The sequence below is a fragment of the Pseudoalteromonas sp. MMG024 genome (assembly GCF_021654175.1).
Classification (GTDB): domain Bacteria; phylum Pseudomonadota; class Gammaproteobacteria; order Enterobacterales; family Alteromonadaceae; genus Pseudoalteromonas.
Window position 1 is genome coordinate 1 of the sequence record NZ_JAKFZO010000034.1, and the last position, 18,662, is coordinate 18,662.

An 18,662-nucleotide genomic window follows, 5' to 3' on the forward strand; every position below is an offset into this window, starting at 1 on the left:
AGGGCGGGATTGTACTCGATGCTATAAGTGGTCTTATGGAAGTCTTTGTCCTGTGAATCCGATTATAGAAATACTAGCAATATCTGAATGATACGAAAAAAAATCATGAATAAAAAGGAACAAAATTAAATTAATTATCCCTTGTAGAGACGTTGATTTAGAGATAAAAATACTACTCATTATTATTGAATAAGGGTTATTTCTATGGGGTGGATATATATAGGGGCAGATAATAAAGATCATAACTGGTCAAAGCTTGGCAAAACGACTGGAGAGCTGACTACAAGGCATACGTCCTCTCAGAGACCAAGTTATTATATTTTTATGGCCTTCGAAGTTATTCGTGGTGATGTACATAGAATTGAATCGGAGTTAATTGGTTATTTAGATTCTTTGCATGGCATTGAAAGAGAACGGCACGTTAGTACAGGATCCAAAAGTGAGTGTTTTCTAATTGGCCCATATCAAATGGCAGATATAGTGAAGTCATTTTTGCTTGATAAGTTCCCTTCTTCATTTTATTTTAACAATTTAACTCAAGATATCTCATATTTCGAAAGTCAACTTGCAAATAATGATTCCAACTTAATGGGTAACCAAAATATAACCAAACCATTAGTATCAAATAATCAATCTGATCTAGATTGGTATGAAGGTCCTGCATCTGGATGGGGTGATCTTGAAGATAAACCTGAACCAGCTCCATCAAATTTAAGAATGCGTAAAGAAAAATATTTTACAAATAATACAATTGAGTTCGTAGGAGACTTAGGTGGTGGGCACTATATAGATTATGAGAGTGGTAGGGAGTTTTATAGAGATGAAAACGGAAACATCACTTGGAAATGGTAAATTAACGTGCTTTCAAAACTGCAGATATCTGTTTGTTTGAATTTTCACCACTGCTTAACTGATTCTCAATAAACTCTTAGGACGAGGAGTAATTATTTAGTATTGTTAATTGTTCAGTTTTTAAGGGAAAAATAAGACGAAATTTGCAAACTATATTGTCATTACACAGATGATTTAATGAAAATAAAACGAAGACAATTGAAATTACATAAAAGACCACCTCTTAGCAAATTAGTGTTGATTTAATCAGTATAGTAAGACCTCTTGGATGCTTTTGGGTTATAAGCAGCAAAGAAGGGTTAGTTCAACGAACTAGCCCTTCTTAGGGTCAAATGATTAACTTTACTAACTAACAAACGCTGGAATAACGACATCTGAAATTTGTTTCATTATGGTGTCTTCTCTGTCATGACCAGTAATAGCGATGACTAAGTTAAGCTCCTCAACTACGATTACGCGGTTTCCACCACCGCCCCATGCGACATTAAGGTCATATGTTTTACCTTCAACGACTACAGGCATACTGTACCAGTAGTAACCATAACGGTATTCATCAGGCATCCAGTCTTCAGTTGGCTTGATGATATTACTTGTTGCTTTGTTTAGGTATGCTGGCGAAATAAACTGTTCTTCTTGCCATTTACCATTATTGACAACAATACTGCCAAGTTTAAGCATGTCCCGTGACGTTAACCTAACCATCCACCCTGCTTGTGGTAAGCCACTTACGTGTGTGTCCCATTTATAATTAGAGATGTTTAGCTTGTCTAGTATCTCAGTCTTGATAAATGCTTCCGCACCGCCTGGAACCACCGCATCGATTACAGTCATGACAAGCATTGGGTTGAAATTACCGTATTTATACGATTGCGTTTCTTTAGTGATTGCAGCGCTTTCTTGTAAAAGCCTTTGCACTAATTTTTGGCCTTTTAATTGCTCTGGTGCTTTTTCAATTGCTTGCCATTTATCACGATCAATTGTTAAACCACCTTGCATCGTTAGTGCTTTATGAAGCGTAATTTTATCGGCGCCAGCGACTAGTTTGCTCGTGTCTATTTCTTTTAAGAAGCTGATAAGCGGTTTATGTAAGTCAGCTATGGATAAATAACCTAACTGGATTGCACGGCCAACAATCAAGCTAGTATATCCTTTGGTTGCTGAAGCTTGTCCATGAGCTAACCCAAAGCGGCCTCTTTGGTGGTAGCTTTCAAAAACAAGTTTATTGTTTTTAGCAATTAACAAACTGTCGTATTTTCCATGTTTACCTTCGCCAATTTCTTTTGCTAGGTTAATAATCGCTGTCGCCTTATCCTTTGAAAGAGGGAGCTTTCCTGTAATTAAGCTGTTATCAGACGATATTGGCTTGGTGTTCGTATATGCCTTTGTCAATACCGGGATATCCCAAAGAGAACCTGAAGCTTGTTCCGCTGTTGGCAATGGGCCTAGTTTGGCTAGATATTTTTTAATGTGAGCTGGTTTTAGGTCTTCAATGACTTTTGCATCTACCCAATAGGTATCTACATTGCGGTCGTCGCCATTACGGTTAAAGAATAGGTATTTGCCATCAGGTGATAATTGAGCTGCGAACTCATTTTCTGAGGTGTTGACGTTATCACCAAATTTAATTGCTTCTCCCCAAGACTCATCTGGTTCTTTGAAGCTAATAAATAGATCTGAATTACGGGTATCTTCACCTCTTTGCCCGTCCCATATTACATAGCTTTCGTCAGGTGCGATGAAAGGATGAGCATTCCATATACCTGTATTAATTTCTTTAGGGAATGGCTTTGGTGTGCTTAGCTTGCCGTGCTTCATGGTTGAATAACGCAAAACCCCATTACCGTTATTGCTAGCTTCATCAAATGCTATCGTACCGTTTAGAGAAGAAGTTACACGCATGATGCGATAAGATTCAAAATCTGGGCCTAGTCTTTTCATTTCTGACCAACCATCTTGTGTACGCTCTTTATAACCTCTGCCAAAAAACATGATTTTGTTATTCGGTGATAACGTCGGCGTACCAACGCGTTTAGAGATGACACGTTCGTTCCAGTTTTCACCGTCTTTTTCATATACGACAAATTGTTGCTCTGGTTTTGTGTCTGCATTTACTTCTCGAAGCATGTACATTTCTTTCATGTTTGGTGCGAAAACAACGCCAGATTCCCAGTCTTTTGTTGAGATAATGTTTGGTGCAAATACTTCAGCTGTTAATCCCGGCGCTTTTTGTCCTAGATAAGGCCCCGTCAATTTAGTTTCAGCAGAAGTCATACTACTCAAACTAGTTAATAAGGCGATTGTCATTATGTTTTTGTTAGGTAAATTCATTGTCTTTCTCTCTTTCCTTAATCACTTGCATTGATAGTGAATAACTATTGCTCTAACTTGCCTGTATGTGACCTGACGTACATGAAAAAAACCTGACGTTTAGCTGATTTCTTTATTTTTTCTTTATTTTGAGGCAAAGAGCGAGGTAAGATTTGACGCATAATGAATAAGGACTGTCGCCTCTTTTATGACCAAAGCGTTTTGGGTAAATAACTACTTTATTGATGTTTCGCGTAATCAAATAGAGCATCAACAACAGGCTACGCCTATTCCACCAAAAGCACTTAAGGTGTTAGAAGTTTTGGCTTCACGCGCTGGCGAAGTAGTGAGTCATGAAGAGCTTATGGACATCGTTTGGGAAAACAGCGTTGTTGGCCCTAATACGTTACAAAGAGCGATTGCTCAATTGAGAAAAGCATTTGGTGACGATAGTAAAAAACAAGCGTTTATCAAGACCCACGCAAAAAAGGGATATAGCTTAGAAGCCAATGTTCGTTGGGAAAATATTGAAACTAAGCAAACCCCGCAGTTAATATCTAAACATTCTAAGCAAGGCAAAAACGGGGGGTTATTTGTTGTTATTGCTATCGCTATTTTATCGCTATTTATTCTATGGCCATCTAAACCCGTTATTTATGATCAAGTAACACCGCTTACTGCCAGTGATGAACAAGAATACAATGCAGCCTATTCTCCTGATGGTAAATACTTAGTCTTTAATCGATTTGTCGGTCAGTGTGAAAGTCATTTATGGGCGAAAGACCTGAACAATAATCAAGAACAGCGATTAAGCACCGAGCCCGGGCACTATAGTCAATTGAGCTGGTCTTCTGATGGTTCACAATTAGCATTTGTGTTGCAATCAGATTGTTCTGATACACCAACAGAAGTCAAACAGTGCTGGCAATTACAAACTTTGGATTTTGCACATGCATGGAACGGCAACGCAAACAATAAGTTGCGTTACGATTGCGCAGAAATAAAAACGACTCATCCAACATGGTTAAATGACGGACGTATCGCTTTACTTCAATACCCAGAGGCAGAGAACAATCAACCTGAGCTGGTTATCTACGATGCTGTTTCCGACCAAATATCTCAGGTACCACATGATCATGCAGGGCGCATCTACTCATTAGATTATTCGCGCAAATCAGGCCATTTGGCGACGGTCACTTTAGGCCGCGAAAACTCGAATGTTGTGAGAACTTTAACACTATCAGGTGAAGTCAAAAGTGAGGCGGAAATTAAACGTTATGCTAGCCATTCAGTATATGAGCGATTTTTCATAAAATTTGCCCCAGACGGTAGCCATTTCATTACTGATATAGAAGGCAAGATCTATCGATTGAATTTAGACGGTCAGTTAGATCTCTTGCATCCAGCTAGTCACACCGGATTATGGACACCGAGTTACCATCCCGACCAAACAAAGTTTGCTGTCACCTATGGTACCAAAGACTTAGATATTGGCTACTTAACCTTAGATGGTGAGCAAGCTGAATTTGATACTATTTCACGCTCCACTGTCCTCGATCTTAATGCTAAGTTTCAACCTGACGGTAATTTAATTGCTTTTGTTTCTTCTCGTTCAGGAGAGCGTCAACTGTGGATAAAAGATAATAATAAAACCTATCAACTAACTAAGTTCGAACAAGGCCTCAATAGCACGCGATACGATTGGGCGCCGGATGGGAGTAGTTTAGTGGTGAACGTTAATAATCACATTGCTTTAGTTAATTTGGATGGCAGTTATCAAATGGTTGAGTCACCTGTTGCTGTGCGTTTGGTGTTACCTTGGACCATTGCACATAAATTGCTGGTTATAGACAATCAATCAGACCAACAGCAGTTATTTGATATTGACCTTAATACAGGTGAGACAACCGACCTCAATATTCAAAACGTTTCGTGGGCAACGTACACCAAAGACAATCAAATTGTGTATGTAGATCAGCAAGGAAATTTCTGGCTTCAAGCAAATAATGGAGCGCAGGCACTTACAATGCTTAATCAAAAACTAGAAGGTAATTATGCGTTACCTATCGGTGATAACATCTACGGTCTTGATCAAAAAGCTAATTTCTGGCGTTACAATTTAACTAGTCATGAACTAGAAACAGTGGCTACATTAGACAAAGATACCTCTTATATCAGCGATATAAAAGGTGACAAGATACTCGCGACTAAGTTTATCGGGGGTCGTAGAGAGCTTGTTGAATATAGTCAGCGTTAATTGAAAATTGATCTCTTATAATTAAACCGACTTCAGTTTCAACCCTTCCTTTTATATTGAGCAAACTTGATGTAACCCATGTTTGCTCATTAAAAACACGCCTTTCTCAATTTAAATAGTTTATTTTTCAAGCTTTTTTGCTAGCTTAAAGACTCGCCTTTATTTTGATAGGGAGTTCAGGCAGATGAAAGCGTGGCTTAGTATTTTAGTGTTTGTTTTATTAGCTGGGTGCAGTGATGAGCAGAGTGTAGCCATTGGCACGCTAGAGCGTGACCGCATTACCCATTCGGCAACGGTTAATGAGGTGTTGATTGCATTGCCAATAGAGCGTGGCAGCATGGTTAAACAAGGGGATGTACTAGCGCAATTAGATAATACTAAGCAATTAGCCCGTGTTGCCAAAGTGAAAGCCGATTTAGAGTCTGCGAATGCACATTTTATTAAACTCAAAAACGGTGCCCGCGAAGAAGAAGTGGCAAGAGCGCAAGCCACGCTTGCTGCTAATAAAGCTAACTTAGTAGAGGCGCAGCAGAACTACCACCGTGCGGTAGAAATTGTGGCAAAAGATCTCGCACCTAAAATCAGCCTAGACAGTGCAAAAGCTAATTTAGATGCAGCTACCGCCAATGTTGAAGCGGCAAAACAGCAATTAACTGAACTTACTAACGGCACGCGAGTGGAAGATTTACAAGTCGCCGCTGCAAATGTTAAAGCGCAGCAAGCGTTACTTAGTGCAGAAGAAAAGTTACTAAGCGAACTTAATATCACCGCAACCCGTGACGGCCTTTTGGATAACTTACCTTGGAACTTAGGAGAGCGGGTTACCTTAGGTAGCCCTGTTGCGATAGTGCTTGCTGGCGAAGCGCCTTTCGCGCGTATTTATTTGCCACAACACGCGCGGGCAAAATTAAAAGTGGGCGACAACCTAACGCTGACTATTGCCGAGCAATCAGAACAAATAAATGGCACAGTGCGTTGGCTTTCCCATGAAGCTGCTTTTACTCCGTACTATGGTTTAAATCAGTATGACCGTACCCGTTTAATGTACCTTGCTGAAGTTCAACTACCATCAAAATACAAAGATTTACCCTCTGGCTTGCCGGTTGAGGCAAGGTTGCCATGAGTGACGCGGTTATAAATGCTAATGGATTAACCAAACAGTTTGGTGAAGTAACCGCTGTTAATCAGCTTGATTTAACCATAAACAAAGGCGAAGTTTACGGTTTTTTAGGGCCTAATGGTTGCGGTAAAACCACGGCAATTCGTATGCTAACCGGGCTTTTAATGCCCACAAGTGGCGATGTTTCGGTACTTGGTTTATCACTGCCAAAACAAGCTGACTTACTGCGCTATAAAATTGGCTATATGACGCAAAAATTCTCACTTTATGATGATTTGACCGTGGCGGAAAATCTTGCGTTTTTAGCGAATGCGTACAGTTTAAAAGGCCAGTATAAACGAAGCCGTATTGATGAGTTGTTAACAATTTATGATTTAGCAGCAAGAGCAAATCAGCTTGCCGGTAGCATGAGTGGCGGGCAAAAGCAGCGCTTAGCCTTAGCTGGCGCTACCATTCATAAGCCTGAATTACTTTTTTTAGATGAACCAACCTCAGCAGTAGACCCAGAAAATCGCCGCGATTTTTGGGAGAAGCTATTTGATTTAAGTGAGTTGGGCACCAGTATTTTGGTCTCAACCCATTACATGGATGAAGCAGAGCGCTGCCATAAATTGGCAATTTTAGAAAAAGGCATTAAACGTGCCGATGATTCGCCAGAACAGCTAATGGCTAATCTTAATTGCCAAGTTGTTGAAGTAGAGGTGAACAATTCGCGCAGCACTAAACGCAGTTTGGAGTCGCACAAGCATATTCATTCTGCGACTCAGCTTGGCGCAAGGCTTAGGGTGCTTGTTGATAATTCAGTTAATGATGCTGAAACATGGCTTTTACAATTTGACGATGTAGTAGCCGCTAAAGCGGTGCGCCCGAACCTTGAAGATGTGTTTGTTAGCGTAACGGGTGAGCGCAATCGGGAGCAAACGATATGAAGCTATCTCGCATTTTTTCGATTGTTAAAAAAGAGCTACTTCAGCTAAAGCGCGACAAAACCACCTTTGCCATGGTGGTGATGATCCCCTTAGTGCAGTTGTTATTATTTGGTTTTGCGATTAATACACAAATTCGTGATATTCCCGTTGCGGTGGTAGATCAAAGTAATTCGGCGCTTGGTCGTGTACTCACGCAAACGGTTGAAGCCAGTCAAACGGTTAAAGTTGTTGCAAAATACCCTAATATTAGCTTGGCGGAAAAAGCCATGGCGCAAGCGAAAGTAAGGGCCGTTTTGGTTATTCCGCGCGACGTTGCTGAGCGTCTCTCTCGCCATCAAGCGCTAGGCAACGCAACGCCAAATTCAAGTAATTACCAGCTGGTTAGGCCGATTGGACAGTGGCTGGTGGATGGTTCAGACACTATGATCACAGGGGCAATTAAAGGGCTTGCCAATATGCCGCTCGGTGAACTAATGAAGCAGCCTGTTAATCGGCAAGTCACCACCTTTGCGGTAACGCCATATTATAATCCTGCCCAGCGCAGTGTAGTGAATATTGTGCCGGGGTTAGTTGGCGTAATTTTGACTATGACTATGGTGATGTTCACCTCCGCGGCAATTGTGCGCGAGCGAGAGCTCGGCAATTTAGAAATGCTAATTAATACACCAATCAGCTCGTTTGAGTTGATGCTTGCGAAGATTATTCCGTTTATTTTTATTGGCGCACTGCAAGTAACCATTATTTTATCGCTGGGTTATTTAGTATTTGATGTAAAAGTTGTTGGCTCGCTATTACAGCTTGCGCTGATGACCTTGTTGTTTATCTCAGCCAGCTTGGTATTAGGATTAATCATTTCAACCATTGCAAAATCGCAACTGCAAGCCATGCAATTAACTGTGTTTGTGTTGTTACCGTCTATTTTACTCTCGGGCTTTATGTTCCCGTATGAAGGCATGCCGGAAGTCGCCCAGTATATTGCTGAGGGGTTACCTGCAACGCATTACATTAGAGCCATGCGGGCGATTGTATTGCGCGATGTGGAAGTCAGTGATATGACCTATGATGCCCTTTGGCTAATGGGTTTTACTTTAGTTGGTTTGATCATTGCGTCATTGCGGTTTAAAAAACGGTTAGACTAAAAACGATTTTTAACTTTAATTACCCACTGTACCGTATCGATTTCGTCATCTTTATCAAGCGGGAAGGCAAGGTCAATATGAATGACGGTTTTTGCAGTTGCACGGCTTGGCGCAAGGCGTAAGCCAATGCCAGCGTCTTTTAAAAATTGGCCATTTTCGCCGTTGTTTTTATCGGGGAACCAAGCGCGGCCCACATCAAAAAACACCGCCCCACCAACTTTAAACAGTTGCAGTAAGTGATACTCCCAGTAATAGCGCTTTTCGAGATTGAGTAACACTGAGCGGTCGCCCATTTGGTAATGAAGCGGGTAACCTCTAAGGCCTGTATCACCGCCTAGAGTCAGTTGTTGGTCGGCTGTTAAGTTGCCACCATAGCGCAGTGAAAGATTAGCAAACCATGCGCGATAGCTGCTGCTATTGTAGAGAAAATTAGTATCTAAGTAAGCGTGTAAGTTTTCGCTTTTTTGGTGTTCTGTGTTCCAATAGCCATGTACTCCGGTGTACAAGCGCCACAGCATACTATCATTTAAATGAAACGCTTTTGCGGCGCTGGCTTCAAGCACAACTCGGCTATCGTCATCAGCTAGGCTTTCATCTGAATAGCCAAGTCGGGCAAATACATTCCAACCTAAATTTAAATCTTCGGTGCGGCCAATTGAGTCGAAGTTACTCAAGGTAATGTATCTATCTTCAATTAGCTGATAGCCAAGCCAAGGGTAATTAAGTGAGCGATCTTTGGCTAACGGTAAAGTGGTTTCAGCGATTTGTTCAAACTTAAAATCTTCTTGTTGCCAGCCTACAAGCCAGCGGTTAGTCCAGCTGCCCAACTTATTGCCTTGGCCATAGAATACTTGGTTAATTTGATTCTCTTGTTTGAATTCCGATACCACATCACCGCGATAATAAAGTGGCAACTCTTTTGTATCATCTAAGGTAACAGCACCATAACTTTGCTGTGATGCGAGTGAATAAAAGGGGAGTTTAAAGTCTAAATAGACGCGTTCACCATCGTCATTATCACTAAATTCAAAACGACTACGATAGCGGCTGCCCCATATATTTGGATCATCATAGATAAAAGTATAACCAGTGCGGTCGGCATCGCTACGCCAGGAAAGCGAAACGCGTTTACCTAAACCAAGCAAGTTTGTATCGCGAAAACCAAGTTGCGTTTTATCCTCGCCGCCGCTGCGGCTATAGCTTATTTCTGGAGTAAGGGTCCACAACTCTTTGGTGGTGATAGTAACCACAATATTGTCATCACAATCACGTTCAGCTTCAATTTTAGCATCGTATAAATAGCGTGCATCACGCAAAATACGCTCTGATTCGCGTAGCAGTTGTTGATCGTATTTATCACCTTGTTGAAACAGTAATTGCTGTAAAATAACGTGTTCTTTGGTGACGATATTAAGTGTATTTAAACCACGAAATAAAAAGTTATCTTCTTTAGGGTTGTTAGTATCAAAAATATTATGTCGAACGAGTTGAATATCGCTAATGATCGCATTGGGTGCATCGGGTAGTTTGGAATTATCAATGCTTTCAATATCAAAGTTACTTTTTCGCTCTTTTGGCTGGTCAGCAAGCCATTGACATTGGCTTAAGGAAAAAATATCCGACTTAGAAGTGGCGTCTGCTTGCGCTTCGCAATAGCCATAAAATGGTACTAAAACAAGGCAAAAAAGTGCGCTAGAACGGCTAAATTTTAATACTGACATAACGCTCCTTTTTACTTGGGTTTATTTTAATTCTATACCATTAATTTTAGTCTTGCAGAAATTAAAGCAAATAAAAAGCAGCCAATGGCTGCTTATAACTAATTAAAATATAATAATTTATTACTTAACTACTTGGCCTGAACGCATCACGAAAGTGACATCCATTAACTGCTGTATATCCTGTAATGGCGAGGCCTTAGTGGCGATAATGTCGGCAAATTTACCGCTTTCGATAGTGCCTAGCTGATTCTCCAAACCAAGCAATTTAGCACTGCTAATTGTAGCCGATTTGAGCACTTGTTTTGCTGGCATTCCGGCTTCAACCATTAGCACGGCTTCACGCGCGTTGGTACCGTGCTTTGATACCCCGCTGTCGGTGCCATAAGCAATGTTTACGCCGGCTTTATAGGCATTAAAGAAATTACCTTTCATATCGTTGCCAACGCGAATTGCCTTAGCCTTTATCGCATCGCTCATAAAGTTAGAGTTATTAGCCATTTCAACAACGGTATCACCAGCAAGCAAAGTAGGCACTAAATAGGCGCCCGTTTTCTTAAACAGTTTATAGGCTTTTTTGCCCGCATAAGAGCCATGTTCGACACTGACAACACCGGACTCAAGTGCTGCAATAATGCCATCTTCTTGGTGAGCGTGTGCTGCTACTTTTCTACCCATGGAGCTTGCGGCTTTCACTACTTGATCAAGCTCATCGTCTTCCATTTGTTGGCCAGTACCGGTTGCACGGTCTGTTAATACGCCGCCTGTAGCTGCGACTTTAATCCAATCGGCACCATATTTTATGGCGTGACGCGTCGCACGGCGACAATCATAAGGGCCATCGCAGGTAGTTTTTGAGGCAAATTTATCCAGCATTTCATGGTGCACGCCACTGCTATCAAGGTGACCACCTGTAATCGCAACGCCACCTGCAGCAATAATGCGCGGCCCATCAAGCCAGTCTTTGTTTATGGCATCACGCAGGGCATACATATATTGTGGATCGGAACCAAGATCACGCACTGTGGTAAAACCGGCTTCTAAGGTTTTTTTGGCGTAATGGGCACTGCGCATACCGACTAGTTCCGGTGATACTTTGGCAATTTCTGCATCGTTCTCTGGTCCTAGCTCAAACTGCAAATGCACGTGCATATCCATTAAGCCTGGCATTACAAAGCTGTCAGATAAGTCGATCAAGGTTTGTTCATTGCTGGCTTGTTGAAAACCAGCTTGAATACTGACGATTTTGTCGTCTTCAATAATAATAGTTTGCTTTGAAAGCGGTGTTTTATCGGCGTGAACCAGTAGTTCGCCTGCGTGAATGAGGGTTTGTGCTGCAAAGCAGTTTGGAACAGCGAATAGGGCGAGCGTGAGTAACGACTTTTTAAACATGGCTATTGTTCTTATTGTTTTGTTTTACCTCACGCTAGCATGGTGAAAAGTAATGTCAAAACTAAAGCGATGAATAGAGCTCGGGTAATAATTCAAGGTCTTGCTGACTGTCGCTATTAATCCAAATGCTTTGACTATAGTGTTCAAAGTTTAAATTAAACGAGGTGTTTTTAAACTTGAAGCGCATTAAGTGGCGGTCGGCACCTTGTTCAAACTCTAACGATGAAATTGCATCATTGTGAAGATAAATACTTGCCCACAGCTCAAACTCTTCATCATCTGGCAGTTCAACAGGGATAATTAAAATATGGTCAGAGAAAAGGGCTTTGCTAGTCATTATATGTTCCAATAATTAGCTGGTTAAATGCATACGAATGGCATTCATAAAGTAGGCGCCATATTTATTGAGTTTGGTAAATCCAACACCCGATACTTTTAAGAATTCGGCATCGCTGGTTGGCATCTTTTGCGCCATTTCAGCAAGCGTAGCATCACTGAATACCACATAAGGTGGTACATCTTCCGCGTCAGCCAGCTCTTTACGTAAGCCGCGAAGTTTGGCGAATAGCTTTTTATCGTAGTTAAAGCGTGCAAGTTTGTCTTTGTAAACGTGTTTCACTTCAAGTCGCGGTTCGGCTAGTTGCAGGACAAAATCACCTTTTAATACTGGGCGAGCTGCTTCGGTTAAGCGTAAGCTAGATGATTGCGTGATATCTTGGTGCAATAATCCGTGGTGAATAAGTTGACGTAAAATACTTAGCCAATATTCAACCGATTTATCTTTGCCAAGGCCAAACGTTGAAAGTTGGTCGTGTTGGTTTTCGCGAATACGAATGGTATTGGCGCCGCGTAATACTTCAATCACATAACCCATACCAAATTTTTGCTCTACGCGATAAACGCAGCTTAATGCTTTTTGAGCCAGTTCAGTGCCATCAAATTGTTTTGGCGGATTTAAACAAATATCACAGTTTCCGCAAGGCTTACCTTGATACTCAGAAAAATAGTTAAGCAGTATTTGGCGACGACAAGTTTGTGCTTCAGCAAAACTGGCCATGGCGTTAAAGCGCTGCTCTTCTACCTTACGACGTTGCTCATCGGGAATATCATCAAAAAAGCGTTTTACGCGCGGTACATCGGCAGGGTCGAAATACATAATGGCTTCGGCTGAGAGGCCATCACGACCAGCGCGACCGGTTTCTTGATAGTACGATTCGATGTTTTTAGGAATATCGTAATGAATAACAAAACGTACATTGGGTTTGTTAATTCCCATACCAAAGGCAACTGTCGCCACGACGATATGAATATCGTCGCGAGCAAAGGCGTTTTGTACAAATGTGCGTTGTTCATTTTCAAGCCCAGCATGATAAGACGCTGCGTTATAACCCGCATCAACGAGCTTTTCCGCTATGTCGTCAACGCGCTTTCGGCTTGAGCAATAAATAATACCGCTTTGCCCTTTTTGCTCTTTTAAAAAGCGCATTAACTGACTAAGCGGTTTGAATTTTTCTTCAATGGTGTAACGGATATTGGGGCGGTCAAAACTGCCCGTATAAATATGGGCATTAGTAAGACTCAGTTGCATCACTATATCGTTACGTGTGGCAATATCTGCCGTTGCAGTGAGTGCCATAATAGGAACATGGCTAAAGCGTTGTTTAAGTTGCCCTAAGCGATAGTAATGAGGCCTAAAATCATGGCCCCAGTGTGACACACAGTGCGCTTCATCTATGGCAAATAAACCAATATTTAAATGCTGCAAGCGGGTACTAAAATCGTCAGTAAGCAGTCGCTCAGGTGCAACATATAAAATTTTAATTTGGCCTTGGTGCAGGCCTTGATAAATTAATTGTTGCTCTTCGCGCGATTGGCTGTTGTTAATGTATGCCGCTGCAACACCTTGTGCTTTTAGCTGTGCCACTTGATCTTGCATCAGGGAAATAAGCGGCGACACCACAATGGTAATACCGGGTAACAGTAACGCAGGTACTTGGTAACATAATGATTTACCACCACCGGTTGGCATCAAAACCAAACAATCTTGACCTGCAAGCACGGCATCAATGACTTGCTCTTGCCCAGCACGAAATTGCTTATAGCCAAATACTGAACTTAATACGCTGTGAGGCGTTTGTTGCTGCATTACTGGTTGGGTCGCTTGTTGATTTTCCATTACATTAAGGTGTATTCGATTGGCATTATGTTATCTGCATTGGCTTACAAAGCATGCAATTTTAGCGAGCGCTAATTCTAAAGTCTTTTTATCGCGCTGTCTTTACTTAAATTGAGCAGATCCCTAAACTGGTGCTCCCTGAGTTGTTGAGTGATTGATATGCAAAGTCAAAAGCAAGGCGTTATTTTTGCCATCGCTGCATTTTTAATGTGGGGACTTGCCCCAATTTATTTTAAGGCAATAGATCATGTTGCCGCGATGGAAATATTACTACACCGTGTGGTGTGGTCAGTTTTATTCTTATTAGTGATTCTTACGGTAGTTAAAAAATGGCGCCTAGTTAAAAGTGCGTTGTTTAATGTTAAAACAGCAGGCTGGTTATTGCTGAGTGCCGCGTTACTTGGTTTTAACTGGGGGTTGTTTATTTGGTCGGTAAATAACAACCATATGTTGGATGCCAGCTTAGGTTACTACATCAATCCGTTGTTAAATGTGTTGCTGGGTGTGCTGTTTTTATCTGAGCGACTAAGAAAATTACAACTTTTTGCAGTAGTGCTTGCGGTAACTGGCGTGGTAATTCAACTTATTAGCTTTGGTTCATTTCCGATTATTGCGTTTAGCTTAGCAAGCTCGTTTGCGCTTTATGGGTTAATTCGTAAGAAACTACCGGTAGATACCTTGCCAGGTTTGTTGATTGAATCGTTATTTATGTTGCCGGTAGCGCTAATTTATTGGTGGGGGTTAGATACACCAACCAGTGATTTAACCAGTAATAGCGTATCGCTTAATTTATTGTTAATTAGTGCAGGTATTGTGACTACGCTGCCGCTACTGTGTTTCACAGCGGCTGCGCGTCGTATTCAGTACTCAACTCTTGGTTTTTTCCAGTACATTGGACCAAGTTTAATGTTTATTTTGGCGGTGCTGTTTTATGGTGAAGCCTTTAGTGCTGACCGCATGGTAACGTTTGGTTTTATTTGGTCTGCACTCGCGTTATTTAGTTTTGACTCGTACCGTAACGCAAAGCGCGTAGCGGTTAACCCACAATAACGCGGTTTCTGCCTTGTTCTTTTGCTTGATACAGGCACAAATCAGCAAGCTTTAATATTTCATCTGTGCTCTGTGTATCTTTTACGGTTACCCCAATTGAAATGGTTACACAGAGTGTTTGATTTGCACAATCAATTTGCAGCTGACTAACGGTTTCTCTAAATTGCTCAAGCAGTGCTTGATTGTCTTTGTGGTTTTCATCTATAAACAACACGGCAAACTCTTCACCACCTAAGCGAGCAACTAAGTGATCTTTGCCAAACATGGTATCAAATAGGCGTGATACTTCTTTTAGCACGATATCGCCAGCATCGTGGCCATAGTTATCGTTTACGGCTTTAAAATGGTCGATATCGAGCATTGCTACTTGGTGCGCGAACTTTTGACGCTTTAAAAGGGTGTTTGCTTGTTCAAAGAAATAACGACGGTTTGGTAGGCCGGTTAAGTAATCCGAATTAGCCTGACGACGAATGGTGGCAATGTTTTCTTGCATATCCAAGTTTTGGCTTACGCGACAATAAAACTCTTCTGGATAAAAGGGCTTACGCAGGTAATCGTCGGCGCCATTTTTTAAAAAATTAGCCGATACGCGATTATCATCGGTACCTGAAATACCAATAATTACTTTATCTTCAGAATTGAATTTCTCGCGAATTTTACGGGTTAAGGTAACGCCATCCATATTTGGCATTTCGTTGTCAGTAATAATCACTTTGATATCGTCAAACTGCTCAAGCTGTTCGAGTGCTGATACACCATCAACGGCTTCGGCAATTAAATATTTGTGTCTTAGCAAATAGCTTTTAATTAGTTTGCGCGTGTTTCTTGAGTCATCAACAATAAGCACGCGCACATTTTCATTGCGCGGCAAGCGTTTAAGCTGTGTTTCTAGGTAGGTATATGCTTGGCGGCTTTCTTTGGTGATATAATCAACAACTGGGTATTGCATGACGGTATCACGGGTTTTGTCGTCTAATTTTCCAGTCATTACAATCGTTGGGATTGATGCGCCAATCGTTAATGGAATGGCTTCACCATTTGATGCATCGGGTAAAACATAATCGACAACTGCGCAGAAGTAATCATTTACTTCAATCAAATCAATCGCGGATGCCAAGCTATCGGCAATATCGACTTGATAGCCAATTCTAAGTGCAACATGTCGTTGTATTTTAGATATTGAGGGATTGTCTTCAATTAACAAAAGTTTAGGCAGCACTTTACTTCATTGTAGTTGTTTCAATTATACTTTTTAGTTTAGTGGCATAAACAAACTCTGTGAAGATATTTTGCTAATTTATTGTTCCTATACATAAACATGACAGCTAAATGTCATTTTTCTTAATGTAATTATTCTCTCTCAGGTATTGTTTTTATTGGTAGGTGACAATTTGAATACAGAAAAATGAAAAAAAAGTTTCAAGTGTAATATTTCTGTCACGTATTGATGACACACTGCGCCTCGTTCAAATTGATTACAAATATATTTCACTCATTTAGAGGTTTTCACATGAAAAATGTTAAGGCTCCCCTTGCTTTATCTTTACTAGCTGCACTTTCAGCACCTGCAATGGCTGATGTAAACGTTTACGGTAAAGCGAATGTTACAGTACAAAATAGCGATGAAGGCGAAGGCTCTTTTACTGAAATTAAAAGCAACGCGTCTCGTTTTGGTGTAAAAGGCAGTGAGACACTTAGTGAAGAGTCAGGCTTAAAAGTTGTTTATAAGCTTGAGTGGCAAGTTGATATGTCAGATGCTTCAAACAGCAGTGATGACCATCTTAAGTCACGTAACCAATACGTTGGTTTACAAGGCGGTTTTGGTGAAGTATTAATCGGTCGTAACGACACAGCATTAAAGCAATCACAAGGTAAGCTAGACCTATTCAACGACCTTGAAGGCGATATTAAAAACGTATTCAAAGGTGAAAATCGTATGGGTGATTCAATTACTTATAAAACACCTAAGTTTAACGGTTTCCAAGTTATTGGCTCTGTAATTGCTGAAGATTCAGCTGACGCTGACAATGGTTACTCAGCAGCAGTAACCTATGGTGATAAAGGTCTTAAAAAATCTGCGATTTACGCATCTGTTGCGGTAGACAGTGAAGTAAAAGGTTATGACGTTGTTCGTGGTTCAATTCACGGTAAAGTAGCAGGTGTTAAGCTAGGCGCAATGTACCAAACACAAGAAAAAATCGACGGCTCTGAGTCAGCAGATGGTTTCTTAGTTAATGCAGCATACAAAATTAACGACTACACATTAAAAGCACAATACCAAGTGCTTGAGTTTGATGCGGATGCAGATGACAAAGTAGCAACGTCTGTTGGTGTTGATTACAAGCTTAACAAAAACGCTAAGCTATTCGCTTTCTACACTAAGCAAGAGAAAGACGAAACTACAGATAACGATTACCTAGCGATTGGTATGGAATACAAGTTCTAATCGAGCTTATATTGCTAACAATAATTTAGGTAATGAAAAACCCAGCATAAGCTGGGTTTTATTGTTGTTTAAACTGCGGAAAATTATAAATGCTGTTTTATGATTTCATAAAAGGCAGCAATATGATCATCGCGGTCATTTAATGCTGGAATATAACGGTAGTGTTCGCCGCCAGCATGTTCAAAAATTTCACGATTTTCTTCTTCTAATTCTTCCAATGTTTCCAAGCAGTCAGAGCTAAAAGCTGGGCTGGCAATGGCAATGTTCTTAATGCCATCTTCTTTGGCTAGCTTTTCAAGGGTTTCATCGGTGTAAGGTTTTAACCATTCCGCTTTACCAAAACGACTTTGGAAGGTGGTGATTACGTCGTCTTTGTTAAGTCCTAACTTTTCTACCACTAAACGGGTGGTCATTTGGCAAAAGCAATAATACGGATCGCCTTTTTCTAGGAAAAACTTAGGTGTGCCATGGTAGCTAAGTACCAATTTTTCAGGCATACCATGTTTGTCTAAATCTTCTTTAATACTCGCGGCAAGCGCATCAATATAATGCGGGTTGTCTTGATAACCATTGATAAAGTGTAGTTCAGGTACCCAACGCCAGTTAACAAGCTCACGACTAATGGCGTCATAAGTTGAGCCAGTAGTTGAACCGCTGTACTGAGGATATAAAGGCAAGACGACAATTTTTTGATAGCCTTTTTCACGAATCTCTTCGAGCACTGATTTGATTGATGGGTTACCGTAGCGCATCGCTAAGAATACTTCGGCGTGATCTAGGCCTTTGTCTTTAAGTAAAGTTGCTAGCTTCGCTTGCTGTTTTTTACTGTAAACCAATAATGGTGAACCGTGTTCAGTCCAAATACCGGCGTAAAGTTTTGCCGAACGTTTTGGGCGAATACGTAAAATAATGCCGTGCAAAATAATTTTCCAAAGCACGCGCGGAATTTCAACGATGCGCGGATCAGATAAAAACTCTGCCAAATAGGTTCTTAAAGCCTTTGCGGTGGGTGCATCTGGGCTGCCTAAGTTAGTGAGTAAAACGGCTGTTTTTTTATGAAATCGTTTATGCGGTTCTTCAGTGACGGCAGTGAATCGAGACACGGTGACCCTTACTTAATTTGCTAAATTAAAAAGATTGTATCAAATCTTTTTGGAAAATTGCCCACATTACGTTGTGTTAGCTATTTAAGATCAATTTTTGATAAATAACTCGAGCTTACATTAAATAAATCTAGCTGAGGACAAATAGCCTAGACTTTTGTAATTCAACAAGT

The 18,662-nt window shown here is 40.9% G+C and carries 14 protein-coding genes; 7 read left to right on the forward strand and 7 right to left on the reverse strand.

Features of this window, described 5'->3' with window-relative positions:
- Positions 1 to 204: 204 nt before the first annotated feature.
- Positions 205 to 852, forward strand: a complete 648-nt coding sequence (locus tag L1068_RS20785) for a hypothetical protein (protein WP_237131794.1) — start codon at positions 205 to 207, stop codon at positions 850 to 852.
- Positions 853 to 1,197: 345 nt separating this feature from the next.
- Here the strand turns inward: L1068_RS20785 and L1068_RS20790 are convergent, their stop codons facing one another.
- Positions 1,198 to 3,180 (reverse strand): serine hydrolase, encoded by a 1,983-nt coding sequence (locus tag L1068_RS20790; RefSeq protein WP_237131795.1) that lies wholly within the window; start codon positions 3,178 to 3,180, stop codon positions 1,198 to 1,200.
- Between the two features lie 187 nt (positions 3,181 to 3,367).
- Here L1068_RS20790 and L1068_RS20795 point away from each other — a divergent pair, with 187 nt between their 5' ends.
- The 4 genes from L1068_RS20795 to L1068_RS20810 all read left to right on the forward strand — a co-directional run bounded on the left by L1068_RS20795 (position 3,368) and on the right by L1068_RS20810 (position 8,604).
- On the forward strand, positions 3,368 to 5,416 hold the full coding sequence (locus L1068_RS20795; protein ID WP_237131796.1) for a winged helix-turn-helix domain-containing protein: 2,049 nt from the start codon (positions 3,368 to 3,370) through the stop codon (positions 5,414 to 5,416).
- 184 nt (positions 5,417 to 5,600) lie between these two features.
- Positions 5,601 to 6,539 carry an HlyD family efflux transporter periplasmic adaptor subunit gene (locus L1068_RS20800; RefSeq protein WP_237131797.1) on the forward strand — a complete coding sequence of 313 codons (939 nt, stop codon included), beginning with the start codon at positions 5,601 to 5,603 and terminating at the stop codon, positions 6,537 to 6,539.
- Positions 6,536 to 7,465 (forward strand): ABC transporter ATP-binding protein, encoded by a 930-nt coding sequence (locus L1068_RS20805; protein WP_237131798.1) that lies wholly within the window; start codon positions 6,536 to 6,538, stop codon positions 7,463 to 7,465. Before L1068_RS20800 ends, L1068_RS20805 begins: the two co-directional genes overlap by 4 nt.
- Complete coding sequence (locus tag L1068_RS20810; RefSeq protein ID WP_237131799.1) at positions 7,462 to 8,604, forward strand: ABC transporter permease; 1,143 nt, start codon at positions 7,462 to 7,464, stop codon at positions 8,602 to 8,604. Before L1068_RS20805 ends, L1068_RS20810 begins: the two co-directional genes overlap by 4 nt.
- Here L1068_RS20810 and L1068_RS20815 read toward each other — a convergent pair.
- From L1068_RS20815 to recQ, 4 genes are all read right to left on the reverse strand, one after another.
- Positions 8,601 to 10,325, reverse strand: coding sequence for a BamA/TamA family outer membrane protein (locus L1068_RS20815; RefSeq protein ID WP_237131800.1), 1,725 nt, complete (start codon positions 10,323 to 10,325; stop codon positions 8,601 to 8,603). The two genes, L1068_RS20810 and L1068_RS20815, sit on opposite strands and share 4 nt — an antisense overlap.
- A 120-nt stretch (positions 10,326 to 10,445) precedes the next feature.
- Positions 10,446 to 11,714, reverse strand: a complete 1,269-nt coding sequence (locus L1068_RS20820) for an amidohydrolase family protein (RefSeq protein ID WP_237131801.1) — start codon at positions 11,712 to 11,714, stop codon at positions 10,446 to 10,448.
- A 61-nt stretch (positions 11,715 to 11,775) separates the two neighbouring features.
- Entirely contained in the window at positions 11,776 to 12,051 is a 276-nt protein-coding gene (locus tag L1068_RS20825) for a DUF3630 family protein (RefSeq protein WP_237131802.1), read from the reverse strand.
- Between the two features lie 15 nt (positions 12,052 to 12,066).
- On the reverse strand, positions 12,067 to 13,890 hold the full coding sequence (gene recQ / locus L1068_RS20830) for a DNA helicase RecQ (protein ID WP_237131803.1): 1,824 nt from the start codon (positions 13,888 to 13,890) through the stop codon (positions 12,067 to 12,069).
- A gap of 159 nt (positions 13,891 to 14,049) precedes the next feature.
- On the opposite strand from recQ, the gene rarD reads away from it, so the two are divergent.
- Complete coding sequence (gene rarD, locus L1068_RS20835) at positions 14,050 to 14,940, forward strand: EamA family transporter RarD (protein WP_237131804.1); 891 nt, start codon at positions 14,050 to 14,052, stop codon at positions 14,938 to 14,940.
- Here the strand turns inward: rarD and L1068_RS20840 are convergent.
- A complete protein-coding gene (locus L1068_RS20840) occupies positions 14,927 to 16,159 on the reverse strand; it encodes a diguanylate cyclase (RefSeq protein ID WP_237131805.1) in 1,233 nt (410 codons plus the stop codon). The genes rarD and L1068_RS20840 overlap by 14 nt on opposite strands.
- A gap of 291 nt (positions 16,160 to 16,450) precedes the next feature.
- On the opposite strand from L1068_RS20840, the gene L1068_RS20845 reads away from it, so the two are divergent.
- Positions 16,451 to 17,386, forward strand: a complete 936-nt coding sequence (locus L1068_RS20845) for a porin (RefSeq protein ID WP_010562084.1) — start codon at positions 16,451 to 16,453, stop codon at positions 17,384 to 17,386.
- An 83-nt stretch (positions 17,387 to 17,469) separates the two neighbouring features.
- Here the strand turns inward: L1068_RS20845 and hemH are convergent, their stop codons facing one another.
- Complete coding sequence (gene hemH, locus L1068_RS20850) at positions 17,470 to 18,489, reverse strand: ferrochelatase (protein ID WP_105170270.1); 1,020 nt, start codon at positions 18,487 to 18,489, stop codon at positions 17,470 to 17,472.
- Between the last annotated feature and the right edge of the window lie 173 nt (positions 18,490 to 18,662).

What these genes read in the sequence shown, in the direction of transcription:
- L1068_RS20785 (WP_237131794.1), top strand. Translation starts at nt 205, where the DNA reads ATGGGGTGGATATATATAGGGGCAGATAATAAAGATCATAACTGGTCA.
- L1068_RS20790 (WP_237131795.1), bottom strand. Translation starts at nt 3,180, where the DNA reads ATGAATTTACCTAACAAAAACATAATGACAATCGCCTTATTAACTAGT.
- L1068_RS20795 (WP_237131796.1), top strand. Translation starts at nt 3,368, where the DNA reads ATGACCAAAGCGTTTTGGGTAAATAACTACTTTATTGATGTTTCGCGT.
- L1068_RS20800 (WP_237131797.1), top strand. Translation starts at nt 5,601, where the DNA reads ATGAAAGCGTGGCTTAGTATTTTAGTGTTTGTTTTATTAGCTGGGTGC.
- L1068_RS20805 (WP_237131798.1), top strand. Translation starts at nt 6,536, where the DNA reads ATGAGTGACGCGGTTATAAATGCTAATGGATTAACCAAACAGTTTGGT.
- L1068_RS20810 (WP_237131799.1), top strand. Translation starts at nt 7,462, where the DNA reads ATGAAGCTATCTCGCATTTTTTCGATTGTTAAAAAAGAGCTACTTCAG.
- L1068_RS20815 (WP_237131800.1), bottom strand. Translation starts at nt 10,325, where the DNA reads ATGTCAGTATTAAAATTTAGCCGTTCTAGCGCACTTTTTTGCCTTGTT.
- L1068_RS20820 (WP_237131801.1), bottom strand. Translation starts at nt 11,714, where the DNA reads ATGTTTAAAAAGTCGTTACTCACGCTCGCCCTATTCGCTGTTCCAAAC.
- L1068_RS20825 (WP_237131802.1), bottom strand. Translation starts at nt 12,051, where the DNA reads ATGACTAGCAAAGCCCTTTTCTCTGACCATATTTTAATTATCCCTGTT.
- recQ (WP_237131803.1), bottom strand. Translation starts at nt 13,890, where the DNA reads ATGGAAAATCAACAAGCGACCCAACCAGTAATGCAGCAACAAACGCCT.
- rarD (WP_237131804.1), top strand. Translation starts at nt 14,050, where the DNA reads ATGCAAAGTCAAAAGCAAGGCGTTATTTTTGCCATCGCTGCATTTTTA.
- L1068_RS20845 (WP_010562084.1), top strand. Translation starts at nt 16,451, where the DNA reads ATGAAAAATGTTAAGGCTCCCCTTGCTTTATCTTTACTAGCTGCACTT.